The 23,008-nt window shown below is 35.9% G+C and carries 17 protein-coding genes; 10 read left to right on the top strand and 7 right to left on the bottom strand.

Features of this window, described 5'->3' with window-relative positions:
* The first annotated feature begins 2 nt into the window (after window positions 1-2).
* On the top strand, window positions 3-1,043 hold the full coding sequence (locus AC23L6_RS00665; protein WP_487560361.1) for a Gfo/Idh/MocA family oxidoreductase: 1,041 nt from the start codon (window positions 3-5) through the stop codon (window positions 1,041-1,043).
* A 91-nt stretch (window positions 1,044-1,134) separates the two neighbouring features.
* Window positions 1,135-2,346, top strand: coding sequence for an MFS transporter (locus AC23L6_RS00670; RefSeq protein ID WP_487560362.1), 1,212 nt, complete (start codon window positions 1,135-1,137; stop codon window positions 2,344-2,346).
* 19 nt (window positions 2,347-2,365) lie between these two features.
* Here AC23L6_RS00670 and AC23L6_RS00675 read toward each other — a convergent pair whose 3' ends face one another.
* Window positions 2,366-4,285, bottom strand: a complete 1,920-nt coding sequence (locus AC23L6_RS00675; RefSeq protein ID WP_487560363.1) for a M1 family aminopeptidase — start codon at window positions 4,283-4,285, stop codon at window positions 2,366-2,368.
* 173 nt (window positions 4,286-4,458) lie between these two features.
* Between AC23L6_RS00675 and serS the strand changes: the two genes are divergently transcribed.
* The 8 genes from serS (at window position 4,459) to AC23L6_RS00715 (ending at window position 19,211) form a co-directional block, all read left to right on the top strand.
* Complete coding sequence (gene serS / locus AC23L6_RS00680; RefSeq protein WP_487560364.1) at window positions 4,459-5,730, top strand: serine--tRNA ligase; 1,272 nt, start codon at window positions 4,459-4,461, stop codon at window positions 5,728-5,730.
* Between the two features lie 80 nt (window positions 5,731-5,810).
* The gene (locus AC23L6_RS00685) at window positions 5,811-7,619 is read left to right on the top strand and encodes a tetratricopeptide repeat protein (protein ID WP_487560365.1); all 1,809 of its coding nucleotides are present in this window, start codon (window positions 5,811-5,813) and stop codon (window positions 7,617-7,619) included.
* Between the two features lie 42 nt (window positions 7,620-7,661).
* Window positions 7,662-7,994: a DUF4286 family protein gene (locus tag AC23L6_RS00690; protein WP_487560366.1), complete on the top strand. Its 333-nt coding sequence runs from the start codon at window positions 7,662-7,664 to the stop codon at window positions 7,992-7,994.
* A 64-nt stretch (window positions 7,995-8,058) separates the two neighbouring features.
* Complete coding sequence (gene rsmA / locus AC23L6_RS00695; protein ID WP_487560367.1) at window positions 8,059-8,838, top strand: 16S rRNA (adenine(1518)-N(6)/adenine(1519)-N(6))-dimethyltransferase RsmA; 780 nt, start codon at window positions 8,059-8,061, stop codon at window positions 8,836-8,838.
* Window positions 8,828-10,177 (top strand): magnesium transporter, encoded by a 1,350-nt coding sequence (gene mgtE, locus AC23L6_RS00700; protein WP_487560368.1) that lies wholly within the window; start codon window positions 8,828-8,830, stop codon window positions 10,175-10,177. The genes rsmA and mgtE overlap by 11 nt, the downstream gene beginning before the upstream one ends.
* Window positions 10,178-10,188: 11 nt before the next feature.
* On the top strand, window positions 10,189-10,965 hold the full coding sequence (proC, locus tag AC23L6_RS00705) for a pyrroline-5-carboxylate reductase (RefSeq protein ID WP_487560369.1): 777 nt from the start codon (window positions 10,189-10,191) through the stop codon (window positions 10,963-10,965).
* 3 nt (window positions 10,966-10,968) lie between these two features.
* On the top strand, window positions 10,969-11,922 hold the full coding sequence (locus AC23L6_RS00710) for a 2-hydroxyacid dehydrogenase (RefSeq protein WP_487560370.1): 954 nt from the start codon (window positions 10,969-10,971) through the stop codon (window positions 11,920-11,922).
* 533 nt (window positions 11,923-12,455) lie between these two features.
* Window positions 12,456-19,211 (top strand): starch-binding protein, encoded by a 6,756-nt coding sequence (locus AC23L6_RS00715; protein WP_487560371.1) that lies wholly within the window; start codon window positions 12,456-12,458, stop codon window positions 19,209-19,211.
* Between the two features lie 105 nt (window positions 19,212-19,316).
* Here AC23L6_RS00715 and AC23L6_RS00720 read toward each other — a convergent pair whose 3' ends face one another.
* The 6 genes from AC23L6_RS00720 to trmB form a co-directional block, all read right to left on the bottom strand.
* Entirely contained in the window at window positions 19,317-19,640 is a 324-nt protein-coding gene (locus tag AC23L6_RS00720) for a 2Fe-2S iron-sulfur cluster-binding family protein (RefSeq protein ID WP_487560372.1), read from the bottom strand.
* 116 nt (window positions 19,641-19,756) lie between these two features.
* Window positions 19,757-19,996 (bottom strand): NifU family protein, encoded by a 240-nt coding sequence (locus tag AC23L6_RS00725; RefSeq protein ID WP_487560373.1) that lies wholly within the window; start codon window positions 19,994-19,996, stop codon window positions 19,757-19,759.
* Between the two features lie 73 nt (window positions 19,997-20,069).
* The gene (locus tag AC23L6_RS00730) at window positions 20,070-21,206 is read right to left on the bottom strand and encodes an Mrp/NBP35 family ATP-binding protein (RefSeq protein WP_487560374.1); all 1,137 of its coding nucleotides are present in this window, start codon (window positions 21,204-21,206) and stop codon (window positions 20,070-20,072) included.
* Window positions 21,207-21,294: 88 nt separating this feature from the next.
* The gene (locus AC23L6_RS00735; protein WP_487560375.1) at window positions 21,295-21,630 is read right to left on the bottom strand and encodes an MGMT family protein; all 336 of its coding nucleotides are present in this window, start codon (window positions 21,628-21,630) and stop codon (window positions 21,295-21,297) included.
* A gap of 1 nt (window position 21,631) precedes the next feature.
* The gene (locus AC23L6_RS00740; protein ID WP_487560376.1) at window positions 21,632-22,264 is read right to left on the bottom strand and encodes a LysE family transporter; all 633 of its coding nucleotides are present in this window, start codon (window positions 22,262-22,264) and stop codon (window positions 21,632-21,634) included.
* A 3-nt stretch (window positions 22,265-22,267) separates the two neighbouring features.
* Window positions 22,268-22,942: a tRNA (guanosine(46)-N7)-methyltransferase TrmB gene (trmB, locus tag AC23L6_RS00745; RefSeq protein WP_487560377.1), complete on the bottom strand. Its 675-nt coding sequence runs from the start codon at window positions 22,940-22,942 to the stop codon at window positions 22,268-22,270.
* Window positions 22,943-23,008 lie beyond the last annotated feature (66 nt).

Here is a 23,008-nt window from a genome sequence, read left to right on the forward strand (position 1 = left end):
ATATGCAGAAAATAAAAACAGCATTATTATCCTATGGCATGTCAGGCAAAGTTTTTCATGCGCCTTTTTTAACGCTCCATTCGGGATTTGAATTAATAGGCTCTTGGGAAAGAAGTCAAAAAAAAATTCAGGAAGATTATCCTCATGCCAAAAGTTATTCCTCTCTTGAAGCGTTGTTAGAAGACGCTATTGATTTGGTAGTGGTCAACACGCCAGTGGCTACACATTTCGAATATGCTAAAAAAGCATTACAAGCAGGAAAGCATGTTGTGGTTGAAAAAGCATTTACCACAACTGTTGCCGAAGCAGAGGAATTAAATGCTTTAGCCAAAGAAAAAGGGTTAAAATTAGCCGTTTTCCAAAACAGAAGATGGGACAGTGATTTTAAAACCGTTAAAGCCATTTTTACTGAAGGAATTCTAGGAGATGTCGTTGAAGCAGAGTTTCATTTTGATAGGTATAATCCCAATTTAAGTCCGAAACAACACAAAGAAACGCCTACTGCAGGAGCGGGAATTTTAAAAGATTTAGGACCACATCTTATTGACCAAGCATTGTATTTGTTTGGGTTTCCTAATGCTGTTTTTGCTGACATTCGAATTTCTCGTGACCACTCCGTAGTTGATGATTGTATCGATATTTTGTTGTATTATGCTACTTTTCGAGTTCGGTTGAAAGCAGGTTTTTTTGTGCGAGAAGCTATTCCGTCGTATGTAATTCATGGTAAAAAAGGTTCTTTTCTCAAGACTCGTGGCGATGTTCAAGAAGATGAATTAAAAGCGGGAAAGAAGCCCAATGTATTAGATTGGGGAAAAGAATCATCAGAGAAAGAGGGCGTTTTGCATACCGAAATTGACGGAAAAATAGTCTACAGTAAAGTTCCAACAATGGCGGGAAATTATTATGATTTTTTTGATGGTTTGTATGATTCCATTATCAAGAATCATGAAGAGCCAGTGACTGCTGAAGAAGGGGTAAAAGTGATGCGAATTATAGAAGCTGCTATCCAAAGTAGTATTGAAAATAAAGTAATTCCTCTGTGAACTGTATTTAAGACTTGAATTTTCAAGGCGTTCTTTATTTAGTTCTACTTTTCGTATTTTTGAGGCATCCATATTTAAAAACCGAGTTGATTTGATAGATATAAATTTTATTACTCGTTTTCAGACGAAAGCCCAAGACAGAAAAAGCTTTAAACATTTAAAAACTTCCTATCTCAATAGGGTTCGATGGGCTGTTACGTCTTTTTATTGCGCCATGGGATTGACCTTTGCTTCATGGGCCAGTAGAATTCCTGATATTAAAACAACGCTTCATTTAAGTGAAGGGGATTTAGGAACTATTTTGTTTGCTTTACCCATTGGTCAATTAATAGTTATGCCTTTTTCAGGGAAATTGGTTACTCGGTTTGGCAGTTATCATGTTTTAATTTTTTCACTTATATTATATGCTATTAGTTTGACCAATCTCGGTCTTGCGACAAAAGCATGGCATCTAGCTCTAGGATTGCTGGCTTTTGGTGTCACTAGCAATCTATGTAATATCGCTATAAACACTCAGGGAGTTTACACTGAGGAACTTTTCAAAAGAACTATTATGGGTTCTTTTCATGGATCATGGAGTTTTGCTGGGTTTTCAGGGGCACTATTAGGAATAGGCATGGTAGCTCTTGGTTTGTCGCCATATATTCATTTTTTGATAGTAGTTGTACTTGTAGTCCTATTAATGGCTTTTAATTATAAATTTTTGATTGTTACTAAAGATAAAATTATTTCCGAAAAGAAAGCGTTCTTTTCTAAACCCGACAGTACACTTATTTGGTTAGGAATTATTGGCTTTTGTTGTATGGCAAGTGAAGGAGTGATGTTTGACTGGAGTGGCGTCTATTTTAAAGAAATAGTAAAAGCCCCAGGAGCTTGGGTTGTTTTGGGTTATGCGTCTTATATGATTATGATGGCCGGCGGACGTTTTTTAGGAGATGGCTTGATTCATAAATTTGGAGCAAAACCTGTATTGCAAATTAGCGGTCTTATGATTTCAACAGGATTGTTTGTGGCGGTATTGTTTCCATATATCATTCCTTGTACACTTTCGTTTATGATGGTAGGATTAGGTGTTTCCACTGTTGTTCCCACACTTTATAGTGTTGCTGGAAAAAACCCATCTGTTCCGCCAGGAGAAGCCTTAACCATAGTTTCAAGTGTAAGTTTTTTTGGGTTTTTAATGGGGCCACCAGTTATTGGCTATATAGCTGAATTATTTAATTTGCGGTATTCTTTCGCATTTATTGGAATTTTTGGAGTTTTAATATCCTTTATGGTTTCTAGAGTTAAGGCTATAGGGTAAAAGTTTTTGGAATTTGTTTTTAATTTTTAATAAAACTCATTTGTTTTGTTCCTAGGCTGGTTTTTATTTTCATGTAGTAAATTCCTTTTGACCAATTGGTAATGTCCCAAGAATTTTCAGAAGTTGATTCTTTTATTTTTTGTCCCAAAGAGTTATAAAAAATAGTTTTTTCAATCATCAATCCTTTGGGTAAGTTTACGTTTAGTTTATTAGTTGCAGGGTTAGGATATACTTTTATTTGGTTTTTGAAATCAAAATTCCCCACATTTAATGAAGTAGAGTTGTTTTTAGAAATTATGTCTTTTTTCGGATCAAAAACCACATCACTTACTACAAAAGGAACGTCTACTTGAAAAATTTGTCCGTTGAAACTATTATCTAAAACGACGTCTTTTTGTTGTCCGCTCTCGCCAATCAATCGGATAGGAACAGGCATTTCGAAGAACGATACTGAAGAGTGTGATTGGGTTTGATTAATGCTTATTTGAACTTGACCTGGAGCGCTGTTGTGGGCTGTGATAGTATAGGTGGGATACCCTTGATTGTATATCCAATCATTGAAAAATTCAGTTAAATTCATTCCTGAAACGGCCTCTAGATGCATCTGTAAATCGGGAGTTTTGGCATAATTGTAAGCCAAAGCAGTATCATTTAAATAATTTTTCAACCCTTGAAAGAAAGCGGCATTGCCTAATTTGAAACGAAGCATATTTAAAACCATAGCCCCTTTATTGTAGCTCAAACGACTACTGAAAATTCGATTAACATTGGTTGCTTCCTCATCTGTCAAATAAACAGCACCATCTGTTGACGAGGTAACAAAGTTGACCATGTTTGTCTTATCATTGATAAAGGCTGTTTCTCCATCAAAATGTTCAATAACTAAGGAGGCCAAATAGGTTGCAAATCCTTCATTGAGCCAAATGTCATTCCATGAGCCACAGGTTACCTTATCTCCAAACCATTGATGGGCTAATTCATGAGCAATCAATCCACGACTAAAACCTCCCATGAATGAGACAGTAGTATGCTCCATTCCGCCACCCCAACCAAATTGTGCATGACCGTACTTTTCACTCCTGAATGGGTATGGTGTAAATGCAGCTTCGTAGAAATCCATGATTAAGGGTGTTTGCTCTAAATTGGTTAAATTGGTATCTAGATTTTCTGGATAGATATAATTTATAATTGGAAACTGATTAGGACTTGTTCCTGCTTGTTGATTATAAATGCTGTAATTGGTAACGGCTATGGCAATTAGATAGGCGGGTATGGGATACCCATGATGAAAATGAGTAGTTTTGGTTCCGTCATTATTGTCTTTTTGTGTAACTTCTAGACCATTAGAAACAGCAACATAGGCAGTTGGTGCTGTAATAAAAACATCAATACTATCTACTTTGTCATTTAAATCTTGTTTACAAGGCCACCATTCCATAGCGCCAAAAGGTTCTGATAAAGTCCATAGCACCGGAGTAGCATTGTGTTCCGATGTGATAAAAGAACCAAATCCACTTGTGGGAGGAATTCCTGAATAGGTGATTGTTAGCGAGTCAAGCACATTGGTGTTTTGAGTCACTGGAAGATTTATGATTAGTTCATTATTGGCACTTCTTGAAAAAGTTAAATCATTTCCTCTTTGCTTTACAGTGCTCACTTCCAAATCATTTGACAAGTCAAAAGTAACAGAATTAATATTTTCCTTAGCGATGTATTTTGTAGTGACTTCACCATCAATAAATTGAATAGCGGGGTCTACCTTACATCGCAATCTGTGGTATACAATATCATAATTGTAGGTGTTGGGATTGGTCATCAAGGCCATCTTTTTAGAAGCTGATTTTTTTTCTGCTTTTACAATGGCTTCCAGTTCCTTTTCAGAATTTTGACCTATTACTGCAATAGAAAATAGAAAGAAAAGCACTCCTAATTTTTTCATTATTTATTGATGTTTTTGCGAATTTAGCGAAATAATAAATAGGTAAATGTTAATATAAATAGAAAGGGTATTGAATTACTAATTCATAGTAAAGATTGAGTCTTCAACTTTTTTCTTTTGTCAGTTCAAATAAAAAGTAATTCCTTAAATTTGCGGACATTAAAAATCCAAACATGTTACAGATCGCATTTATTAGAGACAACCAAGAAAAAGTAATTAAAGCTTTAGCGAAAAGAAATTTAGATGCTAAGGGTCTTGTGGAAGAAGTGGTACAATTGGACGAAAAACGTCGTGCTACTCAGGTGGAATTGGACAACACTTTATCAGAATCTAATAAATTGTCGGCATCCATTGGCGAACTGATGAAAAGCGGTAAAAAAGAAAAAGCAACTGCTCTAAAAGAAAAAACGGTTCAGCTAAAAGAAAAAACCAAAGAATTAGCTGAAAAACTAGATGTTTTAGCTCAAGATTTGGCTCAAAAATTATACACCATACCGAACCTTCCCGCTGATATTGTCCCTAATGGGAAAGCGGCTGAGGATAATGTTACGGTTCTTCAAGAAGGAGTTATTCCAGTTCTGCACGAAGGAGCACAACCGCATTGGGAATTGGTAAAAAAATATGATATTATCGATTTTGAGTTGGGTGTAAAAATCACGGGTGCAGGATTTCCAGTGTATAAGGGAAAGGGGGCCAAATTACAACGCGCTTTGATTAATTATTTCTTAGACAAAAACACGGCTGCTGGATATAAAGAAGTTCAAGTACCTCATTTAGTTAATGAAGTATCAGGATATGGAACTGGACAGTTACCGGATAAAGAAGGGCAAATGTATCATGCAACAGTAGATGATTTGTATTTGATTCCAACGGCTGAAGTGCCTGTAACTAATTTATTTCGCGATGTTATTTTAAACGAAAATGAATTGCCTGTTTTGTGTACAGCCTATACGCCCTGTTTTAGAAGAGAAGCGGGTTCATACGGAGCACATGTTCGCGGATTGAATCGTTTGCATCAATTTGATAAAGTAGAAATTGTTCGAATAGAGCATCCAGAAAAATCCTATGAAGCTTTAGAAGGAATGGTAGAGCACGTAAAAGGAATTCTTCAAGAATTAAAATTGCCCTATCGCATTTTGCGTTTGTGTGGTGGAGATATGGGTTTCACATCGGCATTAACCTATGATTTTGAGGTGTATTCAACGGCTCAGGAGCGTTGGTTGGAAATCAGCTCAGTTTCTAATTTTGAAACCTTTCAAGCGAATCGTTTGAAATTGCGCTTCAAGGACAAAGACGGAAAAAATCAACTAGCACATACTTTAAATGGAAGTTCGCTAGCTTTACCGAGAGTTTTAGCTGGAATTTTAGAGAATTATCAAACAGCTGAAGGTATTGTAATTCCTGAGGTTTTGCGTCCGTATTGCGGATTTGATATCATTGATTAAAAAGTTAATCTTTTTAAAACAATGTAGTACTTTAGGACAAATGTGTTACTTTAGTACATTGTCGTTTTTATTGGAACTAAATGAAAAAATTCCTGCTTTGCTTAACTTTCTTTTTTACACTAATTGCTTTTTCTCAAAACGAACAATTAGCACAGAATTATTTTGATAAAGGCGATTTTGAAAAGGCAAAAATCAGTTTTGAAGAGTTGCTAAAATATCAACCTGGCAATGGCTATTATTTTCAAAAAGTAATCGATTGTTACCAACAGTTACAACAATACGATATTGCAGAGAAAGTCATTCGAGAGCGATTGGATAGGTACAAGCAATCAAGTCTATTGGTTGAATTGGGATACAATTATCAATTGCAAAAAAATACAGCAAAAGCCAAAGAATATTACGACCAAGCCATTGATAAAATCAAAAAAAATCCAAATGAAGTCTACGGTATTGCGGGAACTTTTGAGAGAAAGGTGTTGATTGATTATGCTTTACAATCTTATGAAATAGCGGTAGCTCAAGAACCACTTTTCAATTTCAATTATCAAATGGCAATTCTATACGGTCAGTTGGGAAATACCAACATGATGATTGAAAAATTTCTGAATGAAGCCTATACCAATCCGCAAAGCTCCATCATGATTCAAAATCAGTTGTCGCGATTCATGACAGAAGATGCTAATGAAATGTTTAACGAAACGTTGCGAAAAGCCTTATTAGTTAGAGCTCAAAAAAATCAAGACGTATTTTGGAATGAATATTTGAGTTGGTTTTATGTACAACAAAAAGAATACGGTAAGGCCTTTATTCAGGAAAAAGCCATTTACAAACGCAATCCAGAAACCTTTTCTAATATAGTTAACTTAGCACAATTAGCTGTCGAAGAACAAGAACAGGAAACCGCTAAAGAAATTCTGACTTTTGTTTTGGATAACACCAAAGATTTAGAATTACTCATTCAAGCGCATAGTTTTTTGCTTCAAATGCGAATAGATACTGCTCAAGAAAAAGATTTTAAATCTATAGAATCCGATTTAGATGTGTTGTTGAAAGAGTTTGGCATCAGTCCGTATTCGCTTTCGTTACAAATTATGCAAGCGCATTTTTCGACTTTTTATTTAAAAAACCCTGAACAAGGCAAAAAGATTTTAAATGCAGCATTAGAATTACCATTGAACGAGTATCAAAAAGCAGATGTCAAAATGGAATTGGCCGATATTTTGTTGTTTGAAGAAAAATTCAATCAGGCATTGATTTATTATTCTCAAATTGAGGAAGATTTAAAAAATGATGTTATAGGGCATGAGGCCAGTTTAAAAGCTGCCAAAACCAGCTATTTCAAAGGAGATTTTGAATGGGCACAAAAGCAGTTCAAAGAGCTCAAGTCGGCTTCCACGCAATTAATTGCTAACGATGCCTTAGAATATTTTCTTTTAATTAACGACAATACTGTTGCTGATTCTACCCAGACGGCGTTGAAACAATTTGCTCATGCAGATTATTTATTGTACCAAAATAAAAATAAAGAAGCGGCAGCACTCTATCAAGCTATTTTAAAAAGCTTTAAAGGTCAGGAGATTGAAGCTGTTACTTTTTTGAGATTGGGTAAATTATATGAAAAAACGGGAGATTATTTAGCTGCAATAAGTTATTATCAGGAAATTATCGATCACCACAAGGAGAGTATTTATATTGACGAAGCCTATTATTTTTCGGCTGAAATTTATAACAAATTGTCTCTAGATGTAAATCAAAGTTCAGGAGGAGAACAAGCCAAACAAAAAGCAAAATCGCTCTACGAACAAATTATTTTTCATCATGAAGACAGCATTTATTTTACCGATGCCAGAAAAAAATACCGGCAATTGCGAGGAGATACTAATTTATAATTCGGAAATTTGTAATTTGAACCACATAACAACGCTATTCTCATGATAATTTATAACGTAACCACAACAGTTAGTGAAAGCATCCATGAACAATGGTTGACTTGGATACAAGAACAACATATTCCAGATGTTTTAGCTACAGGAAAATTTACTTCGGCACGATTGGTTAGAGTTCTTGTGGAGAACGAAAATGATGAGATTACCTATGCTGTTCAGTACACTACAGATAGCAAGGAAAAGTTGGAAAAATATTACAAGGAAGACGCACCGAGATTGAGAAACGAGGCTATTCGATTGTTTGCAGATAAACTATTTTCATTCAGAACAGAGTTAGAACATATTAGCGAGCATTACTCTATGGCAAGTGCTCAGTAATTTTAAATCATAATTAAAAAGAGATTGATTGGCTTCCTACTTTTCAACTTCTCGAAACGAAACTATGGAAAAAGTAAAAGCTAAAAAACATCTTGGACAACACTTCTTGAAAGACGAAAGTATAGCACAAAGAATTGCAGATACTTTGAATTTTGGGGGATACAATGAGGTTCTAGAAATAGGTCCCGGGATGGGAGTACTCACCAAATATTTATTAGACAAACCTATAAATACATACGTTATAGAAATCGACTCTGAGTCGGTGGTGTATCTCGAAGAGAATTTTCCAAAACTTAAAGGGAAAATCATTGCTAAGGATTTTTTAAAATACAACATCAATGAAGTTTTTGATGGAAAGCAGTTTGCTATAATTGGAAATTTCCCATACAATATTTCTACACAAATTGTTTTTAAAGCCTTGGAATATCGAAATCAAATTCCTGAATTTGCTGGAATGTTTCAAAAGGAAGTAGCTGAGAGGATATGTGAGAAAAAAGGAAGTAAAGCCTATGGGATTTTATCGGTTTTAGCTCAAGCATTCTATGATGCCGAATATCTATTTACAGTTGATGAAACTGTTTTTATACCGCCACCAAAAGTAAAATCGGGGGTTTTGCGATTGCGAAGAAAAGAAAATTACAGTTTACCATGTAATGAAAAATTATTTTTTAGCATTGTAAAAACTGCTTTTCAACAGCGAAGAAAAACATTGAGAAACAGTTTAAAAACTTTAAATTTGTCGGATAATTTAAGAGAAGATACTATCTTTGACCTCAGACCAGAGCAATTATCTGTTGAACAATTTGTAGCATTAACGCAAAAAATAGCCGCCGATGGAGTTTAAAATCAGCAAAGAACTAATTCAACAATTAGAGCAATTGATTCAAAACAAAGACGACAACCAATTGGAAGTCCTATTGAATGATTTGCACCATGCTGATATAGCCGAAATTTTGGATGAGCTTGATTTTGACGAAGCAACCTATATTTTCAAAGTTTTAGATAGCGAGAAAACAGCTGAGATTCTTCTGGAATTGGAAGATGATTTAAGAGAAAACATTCTTAATCGCCTTTCACCAAAAGAGATAGCTGAAGAGTTGGATGAACTCGAAACCAACGACGCTGCTGATATTATTGCCGAACTTTCTAAAGGCAGAAAAGAAGAAGTAATTTCTGAGCTTCAGGACGTAGAGCATGCCAAGGATATTGTTGATTTACTTCGCTATAATGAGCATACTGCGGGAGGAATTATGCACAAGGAGTTGGTGAAAGTCAACGAAAATTGGAACGTGCTTACCTGCGTCAAAGAAATGCGTATTCAGGCCGAAAATATATCAAGAGTTCATTCTATATATGTAGTCGATGATGAAAACCGATTGAAAGGGCGGTTGTCATTGAAAGATTTATTGACCACTTCTACAAAAACACCTATTAGCGAAGTCTATATTCGAAAATTAAATTGGGTTCAGGTAGATACTGAAGATGTTGAGGTAGCACGTATCATGCAGAAGTACGATTTAGAGGCTATTCCAGTGATTGATGAATTGGGACGATTAGTAGGTCGTATCACTATTGATGATATTGTCGATGTAATTAAAGATGAAGCCGATAAAGATTACCAATTAGCAGCGGGTATTACTCAGGATGTTGAGGCTAATGACAGTGTTTTAGAGTTAACCAAAGCACGTTTACCTTGGTTGTTAATAGGAATGGTAATAGAAATCATAGCTTCCTTTGCATTGAAAAGTAACGAACTAGCATTTCAAAGATATTCCACTTTAATCATATTTGTGCCATTACTTTCGGCTACCGCTGGAAATATTGGGGTACAAGCTTCTGCAATTGTAGTTCAAGGTTTGGCGAATGGAACCTTAAAAGAATTCAGTAAGCAATATTTTAGTAAAGAGTTGACCGTTGCTATGATTTCGGGAACCATAATTTCTTTGTTTTTATTGCTCTATCATTCCATTATGTACCAACAGTATCAAGTAGGATTAGCGATTTCTATTTCTATTATTGTTGTGATTCTTTTTGCAGCGACTTTGGGAACCCTAGTACCTTTGTTTTTACACAAAAACAAGATTGATCCAGCAATTGCTACAGGTCCTTTTATTACGACTACAAATGATGTTTTTGGGATTATATTATATTTTGGAATAGCGAGATTAATATTAGGATTTTAAATTGTAAACGGATGAAAATACATATTATAGGAGGTGGAAATTTAGGAGTAGCTATTGCGGTTGGAATAGCAAAGTATACTAAAGGAAATGAAGTAACCATAACCAGAAGAAATACTGCCCCAATTTTACATCTTGAAAAATTAGGAGTTACAGTTTCAAGTGATAATACGCATCAAATTCAAGAATCAGATTGTATCATTTTGACCATAAAACCCTATCAGGTGGATACGGTGTTGAAAGAAATTCTTCCAGTAATTTCCAATAAAACTATTGCTTCTGCTGTGAGCGGTGTAACTATTGAAAGTCTAGAAAAGAAAACCAATCAATTGCATTCTATAGTAAAAATTATGCCCAACATTGCTGCTCAATTTGCGGAGTCAGCCACTTGCATATCGTTTCAAGAAAAAGATAAAGAAGCCGCTCAAAAAGTCATTACTCTATTTCAGGATTTAGGTACTGCTCCTATAATTGATGAAAAATTAATGGATGCAGCTACTGTTCTTGGAGCTAGTGGAACTGCATTTGCATTGCGATACATTAGAGCTTCAATGCAAGCAGGTATAGAAATTGGTTTTGATTCACAAACGGCATTAGCTATATCGGCGCAAACTGTAAAAGGAGCTGCTCGAATGTTGCTTGAAGAAAAAGTGCATCCTGAGCAATTGATAGATCGAGTGACCACACCACAAGGATGTACCATTGCAGGATTGAACGAAATGGAGCATCTCGGATTCAGCTCATCATTAATAGTAGGTATTAAAACGTCTTTGAAACAGATTAAGGGATAACTCTTGAAAACTCCTGTCAAAATTCTACATATTGATAGCAATCACCCTTTGCTTTGGGAGCAATTGCAAGAATCAGGCTTTGTTAATCACAATGATTTTAGTTCTTCTAAGGAAGAAATTGAAGCTAAAATTCAGGATTATCAGGGCATTGTCATTCGTAGCAGATTTAAAATTGACCGTCATTTTTTAGATAAAGCCACTCAATTGCAATTTATAGCACGAGTTGGAGCTGGTTTGGAAAGTATCGATTGTGATTATGCCTTGAGTAAAGGAATTCATCTTATTGCCGCTCCAGAAGGAAATCGAAATGCTGTGGGCGAACATACATTGGCTATGTTATTATCACTAATGAACAATCTCAATAAAGCCAATTCCGAAATTAAATCAGGTCAATGGAATAGAGAAAGTAATCGTGGACATGAGTTGGATGGAAAGACTGTTGGTATAATTGGTTATGGAAATATGGGAAAAGCCTTTGCCAAAAAACTACGAGGGTTTGATGTAAAAGTTCTGTTTCATGACATTTTACCAAATCAAGCAGATGAAAATGCGCAACAAGTTTCTTTGGTAGAATTACAACAGAGAGCAGATGTTGTAAGTTTGCATCTTCCATGGACAGCAGAAACGGATAAGATGGTCAATGCTACTTTTATCAATCGGTTTGCTAAACCATTATGGTTTATTAATACTTCCAGAGGGAAAAATATCGTCACTTCCGATTTAGTAGCTGCTTTGCAATCTGGTAAAATACTCGGGGCTGGTCTCGATGTTTTGGAATATGAGAAGTTGTCTTTTGAAAGTCTTTTCCAAGACACGACGATTCCTGAAGCTTTTCAATATTTATTAGATGCTGATAATGTCTTACTTACACCTCATATAGCAGGTTGGACTTTTGAAAGCCACGAACAATTGGCTCAGGTTATTGTCGATAAGATAAAAAAGATCTATTCTATTTAAAATCCCTTCCCGATTTCAAGCTACTTTAAATAAAACCAGAGTGAGATTATTTACAATGATTTGCATTCAAATCATGATTTTCTATTCTCAAAATTAGTACTACGTAATTCTTGTGTATAAGGAAAGTAAAAAGCCTCTTATTTTTCTTCATTTTCCATTTTGAAATCAATAATTTTTCTCTGATTTTTTTTCGTTCTAAGTAATTTATTTACAAAAAAATAACAATTTATCAACACGAAAACGTTGTAGTGTTAGCTGTTTGTTTTTACGCTGTTGTATGAATTGTATTTTTTGTTAACTTAGAATGTTGATAACTTTAGGTGTCAGAAAATACTTATGTTGTTTGTAGGTGTTCTTAGGAACAATAGTGTATTTGGGCGATTTTATTTGCATTTCATGGAGAAAAATCGATAGCGCTAAAAGGCATTTTATATCATATTTGGGTTTGTTTTTGGATAAAAAACTGAACCTAAATTTTAAAAGAAGAATACAAAAATACCAAACCAATTTTATAAATTTTTTAAACCAAAATTATGATGAACACTTTACTTCATTTTAAAAACCGCTTACGGGTTTTAATGTTTGTTTGTGTAGGAGTTTTTGGATTTGCTTCAGATGCCTTTGCATTTGATATTCCAAATAATACAACCTACTATTTCGACAACAGTCAGACGTCGTGGTCAACCCCCCACATATTTATAGGGACAGCTAGTTATTTGCGTTCTTATGTAATGACTTCGGTTGGGAATGACATATGGTCTTTTACTGTTACTCCTCAGTGGACTGGGGCTACTGCTTTTTATTTTGGAAATGGTAGTGGTGGCGCAACAGTTTTGGCGGGCTCTAGTAGTTACAATGTGTCCACGGCAGCAGGATCATTACCTACACCTATAACAGGGAAAACGAATAATGTTACTTCATTACCTAGTAATTTTTATTTTATACCGTATAGTTCTTCGGGTACTTCAATAGCTGGCGAATGGAAGGCTAATTTAAATGTTCCGTCTGCAGTTCTTAGCGGAACAGATATAATGTTTTATATTAATCAGTCTTATGCTGGAACATTGGGTGTGACTAATAATTCTTCTACTACGTGTATTGCAACAACGGCCAAGACAGCTATGAGTACTACGGATGTTTATTTAAGTATGTTAGGAACAAATGTGCCAGGAACCCTTTCTGTTAGTAATAATTGTGGAGGTTGGGCAGGAACAGGCGGATTTACCAGTCAAACGGCAACAAACGCTGCGGGAGCTAGGTATGTTACGGGAGGGTCAAATTCTAAAACAAATGCTACAACGTTCACATCAGTAACTCCAAGTAGTAGTTCTATTCCTTTTGGAACAGCTTCGGTAAATCTTACTGCGGTTACTAGTAGTGCTACTACTTCTTACGGAAGAAATATGTATATACAGTATTATGTAGATGGAGCAACAACTCCAACACTTACTTCTGCAAAGGCAACAACTTCTACAGTTACGGCATATAATACCTCTGCTTTATCTGAGGGAGTTCATACTATTATTCCTGTTATGACGGACAGATTGGTGTTTTTGAAAGGTACTTCCTTTACAATTACAGTCACAGGTAGTTCTCCTATAATAACACTTGGAACTTCTTCAGGGACTTATAATGTTGCAGTTAACGGAACTTCTGGAGTGCAAACCTCTTCAGTTACGGGGTCTAATTTAACGGCTAATATTGTTGCTACAGCTCCAACCTATTATGAAGTAAGTTCAGATGGTTCAACTTGGGGTAGCACAGCAACATTTGTACAATCAGGAGGTAATGTTAGTGGTACTTTGTCTATTAGATACAAACCTACTGCAAGCGAGAATGCTGTTGCTAAAAATATAACTTTAGCTTCTACAGGAGCAACAACTGTAAATTATGTCGCAACAGGAACAGCTCCTGCTGTAATTTCGGCAACTCCTACAACTGCAACATACAGTACTACTGTAGGAGGAACATCTGCATCTCAGTCGTTTACTGTAACAGGTAGTTATTTAACTGCCAATATTACAGCTACGGCTCCTGCTTATTATCAGGTAAGTACAGACAATTCATCTTGGAGCGCAACAGGAGGAAATGTTACCTTCACTCCTTCAAGTGGTAGCGTAAACGCAACGCTATATGTGCGCTACGTACCTACTGGGGCTGAGACAAGTGCGAATAAAACGGTAGCGTTAACTTCGACAAATTCTAATACTCAAAATATTACGGTAACGGGAACTGCGGTTCAGCCATTGATAACATTAGGTACTTCATCAGGTACTTATAGTGCTAATGTAGGCGCTACCTCTGGCGTGCAAACCGCTACAGTAACAGGTTCAAACCTGAATGGAAACATCACAGCTACTGCTCCTGCTTATTATGAAGTAAGCTCAGACGGAACAACTTGGGGATCGACAGCTACATTTGTACAGTCTGGTGGTAGTGTTAGTGGCACCTTGTCAATTAGATACAAGCCAACTGCAGGAGAAAATGCGGTTGGTAAAACTATAAGTTTAGCTTCTTCTGGTGCTACAACTGTAAATTACACTGCTACTGGAACAGCTGCAAATTCAATTACGGTTCAATTTCAACAACCAGCAGATTGGTCAGGTTCTGGGTATTTATATGCTTTCAATGGAGGTACGCTTACGCCATCTGGTATAGGGTCTGGTTGGCCAGGTCTTATAATGACCAATGCAGGAGGTGGTTGGTGGACTTATACATTTACCTATACTAATTCAGATGTAACTATAGTATTTAATAACGGTAATGGTAATGGCAAACAGACAGTTAACATAACAGGAGTTAATAGTGATAGATGCTATACTCTTACAGGAACAGGAACTAATTATGGAGTTACTTTAGCAACTTGTCCGTCAGTAGGGCCTGCTATAGGAGTAACTCCAGCAACGGCGGCTTTCAGCACGACCGTGGGTGGAACTTCTGCATCGCAAACATTTGCAGTTACAGGAACAAATTTAACAGCAGATATTGTTGTTACAGCACCTGCTTACTATCAGGTAAGTAAAGATAACTCTTCATGGAGTACAACAGGAGGTTCAGTATCTTATACTCCTTCAAGCGGTAGTGTAAGTGCTAATTTATATGTGCGCTATGTGCCTACAGGGTCAGAAACGGCTGTTGCAAAATCAGTATCATTAGCTTCAACAGGGGCTACCACTCAAAACATAACAGTAACTGGTACAACGAGTACTCTAAAAGTATCTAAGGCTGTAACAGGGCCTTGGACTGATGGGAATAGTTGGGTAGGAAATGTTGCTCCAACAACATCAGATATTGTTCAGATTGTAAGTGGAGCAGTAATTACTATAAGCTCAAACTTTACACAAACAGGTGCTATAACCGTAGATGCAGGAGGACAATTAATAGCGACTTCAAAATTTGTTACCAATGCGGCAGTAGCTATAAATGGTACATTTACCATTGGAGGAAGTCTTAACGGAGGAGGAGGAAATGCTACAGTAACAGGTAGTGGTACTTGGACGTATGGAGCTGCCTCTACATTAGAATTTAGATCGACAGGCACTTATAATTTTAATTCAGGTAATGGAGAGTTATGTTGGCCAGCAACTAATAGTCCATTCAATGTTTCTCTAATAGCTGCCACTACCAATAATGGAGGATTACAATTAAATGATAACTTAGCACGAACTATTAACGGAACATTATTGATTCAAAATACTAATAACCTCTATAGAAATGGAAGTGGAGGATATACTGTTAATGGAACAGTTCAGCTAAATACTAACGGAGTATTTGGTAATAACGTTGTGACTTACGGACCAGGTTCTAAACTATTATTTAACACGGGAACTACTGTTACGAGTATGTCAGGACCATGGGTAACTGGAACTGGAGGGCCTGGTTTGGGTTTACCTGCTAGTGTTCAGATTAGTAATAATACAACCTTAACGATACCTAATAGTTCCAATTATACGGTAAAAGGGGATCTTACTATAGATAGTGGTTCAACGGTTAATACGCCTTCGGCAAATACCTTAACAGTTAGTGGTAATGTTTTGAATAGCGGAACACTTACATTAGGCGCAAGCACTGGCGGAAATATTACTGTAGGAGGAAACTGGACTAATTCAGGAACCTTTACACACAATAATCGTACAGTAACTTTTAATGGTTCTGGAACACAAACCATAACAAAATCTGGAGGAGAATCCTTTGGAGATTTAACAGTAGCAAAAACAGCATCATCATTATTACAACCTGCAAATGATATTAATATTGCAGGTAATTTTACAGTTACTTCGGGGAATGTTCAAAATGCTTCTGGAGTTGCTAAAACAATTACTATGACAGGAGCTACTCCTACGCTTTCTGTTGGGGAATCTATTACAGGAACTAATGTTGGTGCTGGGAATGATATTAATTTGACTTATAGCAATACAACAGGAACATTAACTGTATCAGGAGCAGGAAGTGTATGCCGATTTTTAAATGTTTCATTACCAAATACAGGAGCTACTTTAACCTTAACGCGAGGTTTAGAAGTTATGTTTGGAACATTTACAGTAAATGGAACATTAAAGTTAAATGCAGGAGGTTTTGTAAGTGCAGCTACAAATGCGGTTGCTCCTACTTATGGTAGTTCTTCATTGCTTTTATATAATTCTGGAGCTACTTATAATAGATCGATAGAATGGAGTGCTAATTCTGGTGCGGGTTATCCTAATGACATAACTTTAAGCAATAGCACAACGCTGGATTATCCTAATAATGCTGGGGATAATACAACTAACTTGTCATTAGCTCGTGATTTAACTATTGGTGCTGGATCTAAATTTTATATGGATTTTGGGCTTGGTATGTCTAGTGGTGCGGTGACAGTTGGTAGAGATATTAGTATAGCTGGAGACCTTTCCTTAGGAGATGGTACAGGTGGAGACATACACATCAAAGGTAATTGGACTCACACAACAGGATTGTTTACACCTAATGGGAGAGCAGTATTTTTTAATGCTGAGACAGGAGATCAAACAATTGTTAAATCAGGAGGAGAGACGTTTGATTACATGATTGTGGATAAGGCAACAAGTGGAAATGTTGTTTTGTCTAATAATGCCACTTTTAACAATACCCTTTCTTTAACAAAAGGATTGTTAGTTACAGGAACTAATAAAGCAATCATACCATCAACAGGCTCAGTTACAAGAACCAATGGGTGGATAAACGGAAACTTGCAAAAAAATATAACAACAAGCGGAACAAAAGTTTTTGAAGTAGGAGATGATACTAATTATGCTCCAGCTTCATTAAATGTTTCAGCTACAGATTTTGCGGCGGGAGATGTGTTAGTTTCTACTTCGGCTATTAGTGATTTTAGTAACTCACCATATTCTACTTTAAATTTAGATACAACAAAAGCTATAGCAAGAGCTTGGTCGGTTACTAAACCATCAGGAAGTACATTTGCCTCAACTTATACAGGGACATTTACTTATGTTGCAGGCGATTTATTAGGTACGCCAACCGTTTCAACTTTGCGAACAGCCGTTTATAATGGTTCTTCGTGGTCTTATCCAGGTACAGTTACAACAGGAACAAATCAAGTAATAGCTCCTGACGGAATTTCTCCATCACTAACAAGTACTTTGGTTTTTGCTTCGCCAATAACTCCAACAATATCTGTTTCAGGAACTCAGAATTTTACTTATAATAGTTTCCCTCAGGGACCTGCATCTATAACAACAGCTTCAGATGGAGACAGGTCATTATTATATACTAATGTTGGAGGAACAGCATATTCATCAAGCACTGCTCCTACAAATGCAGGAAACTATCAGGTTGTAGCAAGTGTTACTGAAAGTAATAATTATAGTGCAAATAGCTCTAGTCCATATCTATTCACAATCGATAAGAGGGCTTTAACCATTACAGTTAATGATCAAGTAAAATGCCAAGGAAGTGTGTTTAGTTTTGATGGATCAGAATACACACGTGGTTCTATTGTAGCAGGTGATAGTGTTGATTCTATTACTTTAACAAGTGCAGGATCTAGTTCTGGAGCAGCTGCTAATAGCTATGCAATTGTAGGGTCAAATGCGGTGGGTACAGGTATAGCTAATTATGACATTACTTATGTAGATGGAACTTTATTAGTTAATCCATTGCCAACTGGTTCCGTATCAGGCACTACAACAACATGTTTAAGTACATCATCACCACTTATCACTTTTACGGGAGCTAGTGGAACAGGGATCGTAAAGTATAAATTTTATTATACTATTGATAGTAATCCAACGGAATTGTCAGTAATCTCTGCGACAGGCAGTAGTACAGCTACGGTTTCTGTGCCGACAAATACGGTTCGAACAGCTGTTTATACTTTAGTTCGAGTGGAAGATTTCAATACAGGTTGTTCTCAGGCTCAATCAGGAACAGCAAGTGTAACCATTGGGTTATGTACAACTGTAATGCCAAATCAATGTGGTTCAACAATAGCTACTTTAGATACGCCGATCTATTGTAATGGTATTACAGGAGCTACAGATTATCGTTTTAAAGTTACTAAAAATGGAGTTGACTATTTCTATGACAATGATATATTAAATATTAGAGCATTTAAACTAACACAAATCCCAGGAGTAGCTGAGTATAGTAAATCATATTCTGTTAGTGTGTCACTTTTCTATGGAGGACAGTGGTTGGCTTATGGCACTCCATGTACAATTAACACCCCAGCATTGGTTGTTGTTAACACTACTCAAATTATGTTGAATCGATGTGGTACAACTTTACCTACTCTAAATACCACTATATATGCTAATTCAGTTGTAGGGGCTACCCAATATCGTTTTGAAGTTACTGGTGGGTCGTTTGGAGTTCGAACTTTTGATTCTCCATACCGATACTTCACCTTGTCACAATTAAGTCCTGGGGGAGGAGAATCAAGTACTACTTATTCAATACGAGTAGCAATAAATAATGGTACTTGGCAATCTTATGGTCCTGCATGTAATGTAAGCACACCAGCACCAATCACAAGAATGGCCGCTCAGGATATTAACAGTAATGTATTTGAGGTGAAAGCGTTCCCGAATCCATTTGCAAGACACTTTAGCTTAGACATTCAAAGTTCAAGTGATGATTTGGTTCAAGTACAAGTATACGATATGTTAGGAAGAGAACTTGAGGTTCAAAAAGCTACTGTATCTGAGTTGAGTACTAAAGAGATTGGAACGAACTATCCTTCTGGTGTATACAACGTGATTGTAAGCCAAGGAGATAAAGTGAGATCGGTTCGAATGATTAAACGATAATAATCATTTATATTTTAACAAAAAACGCCTCAATTGAGGCGTTTTTTATTTATGAGGTTTAAGGAGATTATAAAAAATAATCTAAATAAGTAATTATTTTATGCTTCATTCAGGAGCTAGTTCTAGCTCTAATCCTTCTAAGGCTTCAGTGATGTGGATTTGACAGCCTAATCTACTGTTGTTTTTAACGTTAAAGGCTTCAGATAACATGGCTTCTTCATCATCACTTTTTTCTGGTAATTCAAAATCATTCAATATGTAACATTGGCAAGATGCACACATGGCCATTCCTCCACAAACTCCAATAGTTCCTTCTGGAGCTAATTCGTAGACACGAACGAGTTCCATAATATTCATGTTCATATCCGTTGGAGCTTGAACTTCGTGAACAACACCTTCTCTGTCTTTTATTTTTATTGATACATCCATTGTAATTTGGAAATTAGTTGTTTGTTTTAATTTGGATTTGCTTCTAAAACTACATAGTGTCTGCAAAAGAGATTTCTAATCTTTGGAGACAAAATATATAATTTTAAAGAATATAATTATTGGATATTGACTACAGTTTCGATTTCTGGAGCAAACTTTTTAATTGTTGTTTCCACTCCAGCTCTAAGCGTCATTTGGTTTACGCTACAACTTGTACATGCACCTTCAAGACGAACTTTTACATGTTTATTGTCTTCGATTGAAATTAGTTTGATATCACCTCCATCAGAATTTAAAAAAGGTCTAATTTCCTCAAGTGCTTTTAAAACGTTGTTTGTAATTTCTTCTGTTGTCATTTTTTTAAATTATTTGAGACTATTTGATAATTAATTGAAGATGATACGATCTCCTAAACAATATATCAATACTCTATTTTTTTACGGCTGAACATCCTGCCATTGTTGTAATTTTTACAGCTTCGGTAGGCGGTAAGTTTTCATTTCTACTCACCACTTGGCTCACCACTTCTTTAGTGATATCTTCAAAAACAGTTTCAATTATTGAACCTGTTTGCATTGCTGCTGGTCGGCCATAATCTCCTGCTTCTCTTATTGATTGAACAATAGGGACTTCGCCTAAGAAAGGGACTTGTAAATCTTCTGATAAGTTTTTTGCTCCTTCTTTTCCAAAAATGTAGTATTTGTTATTTGGCAACTCTTCGGGTGTGAAGTAGGCCATGTTTTCTATAATTCCTAATACAGGAACATTTATTGATTCTGACATAAACATTGATACTCCTTTTTTGGCATCGGCTAAAGCCACTGCTTGTGGCGTACTTACGACAACTACACCAGTTATAGGTAAAGACTGTACTATCGATAAGTGAATATCACCTGTTCCTGGTGGTAAATCCAATAACATAAAATCCAATTCGCCCCAATCTGCGTCAAATATCATTTGGTTTAACGCTTTTGAAGCCATAGGTCCACGCCAAATAACAGCTTGACTTGGTGAGGTAAAAAAGCCTATAGAAAGAATTTTAATACCATAGCTTTCAATCGGTTTCATTTTGGACTTTCCGTCAACAGTTATAGAAAGTGGTTTTTCATTTTCAACGTCAAACATAATTGGCATAGAAGGACCATAAATATCAGCGTCTAAAATCCCTACCGAAAATCCCATTTTAGCTAAGGTTACTGCCAAATTAGCGGTAACAGTTGATTTTCCTACTCCGCCCTTTCCTGAGGCAACAGCAATAATATTTTTAATACCAGGAATTGCTTTTCCTTTAATTTGATTAGGATTTTCTTTAGACGGAACGTCTACTTTTATATTTACTTTTACTTTAGCTTCTTTTGAAACTAAATCATGGATGGTTTTTCTAATATCGTCTTCTGCTCGTTTTTTAATGTGCATCGCTGGGGTAGTGAGAACCAAATCAACAATTGCTTCATCACCAAAAGTAACTACATTTGTAACAGCACCACTTTCCACCATGTTTTTCCCTTCGCCAGCAATAGTAATTGTTTCTAAGGCTTTTAAAATTTCTTTTCTGTCTAATTTCATATCGAATTCTTATCTTAATTAAGACTTATTTTAGATTGCAAAGATAGTGAAGAAGTTACAATGTGGCAAAGTTAATGCGTGACAATATTTAATTATCACTCAAGCGATGTATCTTGGGTTGCCAAAAATGGTTTTCAAAATCCACAATCTGATTGTCAACTACTTTTATTCCTTCGTTTTCCAACAGTTGTTGCATCAAAGTGGTGCCTTCAAAATGGTGCTTGCCAGTCAATAATCCTTTTCTGTTTACCACGCGATGTGCGGGAACATCTTCTAGATTGTGGCTAGCGTTCATTGCCCAGCCTACCATTCTGGCAGAACGTGCTGTTCCGAGTGCTTTAGCAATGGCTCCATATGAAGTGACTTTACCGTAAGGAATTTGTCGGACTATACTATATACTCTTTCAAAAAAATTTGTTTCCACTTTAGCAGTAGTATCTTATAATGTTTATCAGGGTAATTAAGGCGATAATTCCAGTGATTGAACCAATGATTGTATTCATGTTTTTAAAGAAAAAATCGGTTTTTGATTCAATACGTTTAAAAAAGCAAATGTAGTAGTAAAACACCGCAAAAGAACCTAAAACAACACCCGTTAAAAATAGAAATTCAGGCATCATTTCAAATGTGAAGAGACGATTGGATGCCAAAAGAATAGTAACAAAAACGTAGTAAGGAACAGGAAAAAAATTTAAGGCAGAAAGCAACATTCCGAGAAAAAAGCGATTGGTTTTACTGCGAATCTTCATATCTTCTTTTTTTGATTTTGACTTTTTAGCTAAAAACAAAAAATAGACTGTCAGCAAAATGAATATTACCAAACCTACTTCTCTAAGAACAACAACTACATTTGGATGCGAGTCTAAAAAACGGGCAAAAATTATGGCAGATAATGTTTGAAAAAATATAATTATTAGCGCACCAGTTGTAAAGAGCAATGCTCGCTCACGACCTTCACGAATGCTAATTTTTGCCGCAGTCATATTGATTAATCCCGGCAGTGCAATCCCAATAGTTGCCGAAAAAAAACCAAAGAAAAGTGGCAAAATGCTTCTCATTTTTTATTTAATTTTAAATCGAATATAGGTAATTGCCTTATTGATTTGTAAATATTGATTCTCGTAAAAAGTTTGTATGGTGGTAACTTCTTTTGGAGCACCTTCGTTCAAATAGACATTATGATTAGCATACAATACCTCATGACCTTCACCGTGAAGCAATCCCAAGGTGTAGCCGTGCATGAACTCACTATCTGTTTTGAGATTCATAATTCCGTCTGGTTTGAGGATTTTTTTATACAATTGAAGAAACTCTGAATTAGTCATTCGGTGTTTCGTTCTCTTGTATTTGATTTGAGGATCAGGAAAGGTAATCCAAATTTCATCTACTTCATTTTCGGCAAAAAGATTATCAATCAACTCTATTTGAGTTCGGATAAAGGCTACATTGTTTAGACCATTTTCAACAGCAGTTTTAGCACCTCTCCAAAAACGAGCTCCTTTAATATCAATTCCAATGAAATTCTTATCAGGATATAATGCTGCTAATCCCACAGAGTATTCTCCTTTTCCACATCCTAATTCTAGAACTATAGGATTGTTATTTTTAAAAAAATCGGAATTCCATTTTCCCTTAAGAGCAAAAGCACCCGAGACTACTTCTTCTCGTGTTGGTTGAAAAACGTTTTCAAATGTTTCGTTTTCTTTGAATCTTTTTAACTTATTTTTACTTCCCACGATTTAATTTAATGTTTTGGCAAAATTAAGGAAATATATAAGAACAGAATTGTTTTTATCTTGCAG

Source organism: Flavobacterium sp. R1_16, assembly GCF_057652095.1.

What these genes read in the sequence shown, in the direction of transcription:
- AC23L6_RS00685 (WP_487560365.1), top strand. Translation starts at nt 5,811, where the DNA reads ATGAAAAAATTCCTGCTTTGCTTAACTTTCTTTTTTACACTAATTGCT.
- rsmA (WP_487560367.1), top strand. Translation starts at nt 8,059, where the DNA reads ATGGAAAAAGTAAAAGCTAAAAAACATCTTGGACAACACTTCTTGAAA.
- serS (WP_487560364.1), top strand. Translation starts at nt 4,459, where the DNA reads ATGTTACAGATCGCATTTATTAGAGACAACCAAGAAAAAGTAATTAAA.
- AC23L6_RS00720 (WP_487560372.1), bottom strand. Translation starts at nt 19,640, where the DNA reads ATGGATGTATCAATAAAAATAAAAGACAGAGAAGGTGTTGTTCACGAA.
- AC23L6_RS00730 (WP_487560374.1), bottom strand. Translation starts at nt 21,206, where the DNA reads ATGAAATTAGACAGAAAAGAAATTTTAAAAGCCTTAGAAACAATTACT.
- AC23L6_RS00690 (WP_487560366.1), top strand. Translation starts at nt 7,662, where the DNA reads ATGATAATTTATAACGTAACCACAACAGTTAGTGAAAGCATCCATGAA.
- AC23L6_RS00740 (WP_487560376.1), bottom strand. Translation starts at nt 22,264, where the DNA reads ATGAGAAGCATTTTGCCACTTTTCTTTGGTTTTTTTTCGGCAACTATT.
- AC23L6_RS00725 (WP_487560373.1), bottom strand. Translation starts at nt 19,996, where the DNA reads ATGACAACAGAAGAAATTACAAACAACGTTTTAAAAGCACTTGAGGAA.
- AC23L6_RS00675 (WP_487560363.1), bottom strand. Translation starts at nt 4,285, where the DNA reads ATGAAAAAATTAGGAGTGCTTTTCTTTCTATTTTCTATTGCAGTAATA.
- proC (WP_487560369.1), top strand. Translation starts at nt 10,189, where the DNA reads ATGAAAATACATATTATAGGAGGTGGAAATTTAGGAGTAGCTATTGCG.
- AC23L6_RS00715 (WP_487560371.1), top strand. Translation starts at nt 12,456, where the DNA reads ATGATGAACACTTTACTTCATTTTAAAAACCGCTTACGGGTTTTAATG.
- AC23L6_RS00665 (WP_487560361.1), top strand. Translation starts at nt 3, where the DNA reads ATGCAGAAAATAAAAACAGCATTATTATCCTATGGCATGTCAGGCAAA.
- mgtE (WP_487560368.1), top strand. Translation starts at nt 8,828, where the DNA reads ATGGAGTTTAAAATCAGCAAAGAACTAATTCAACAATTAGAGCAATTG.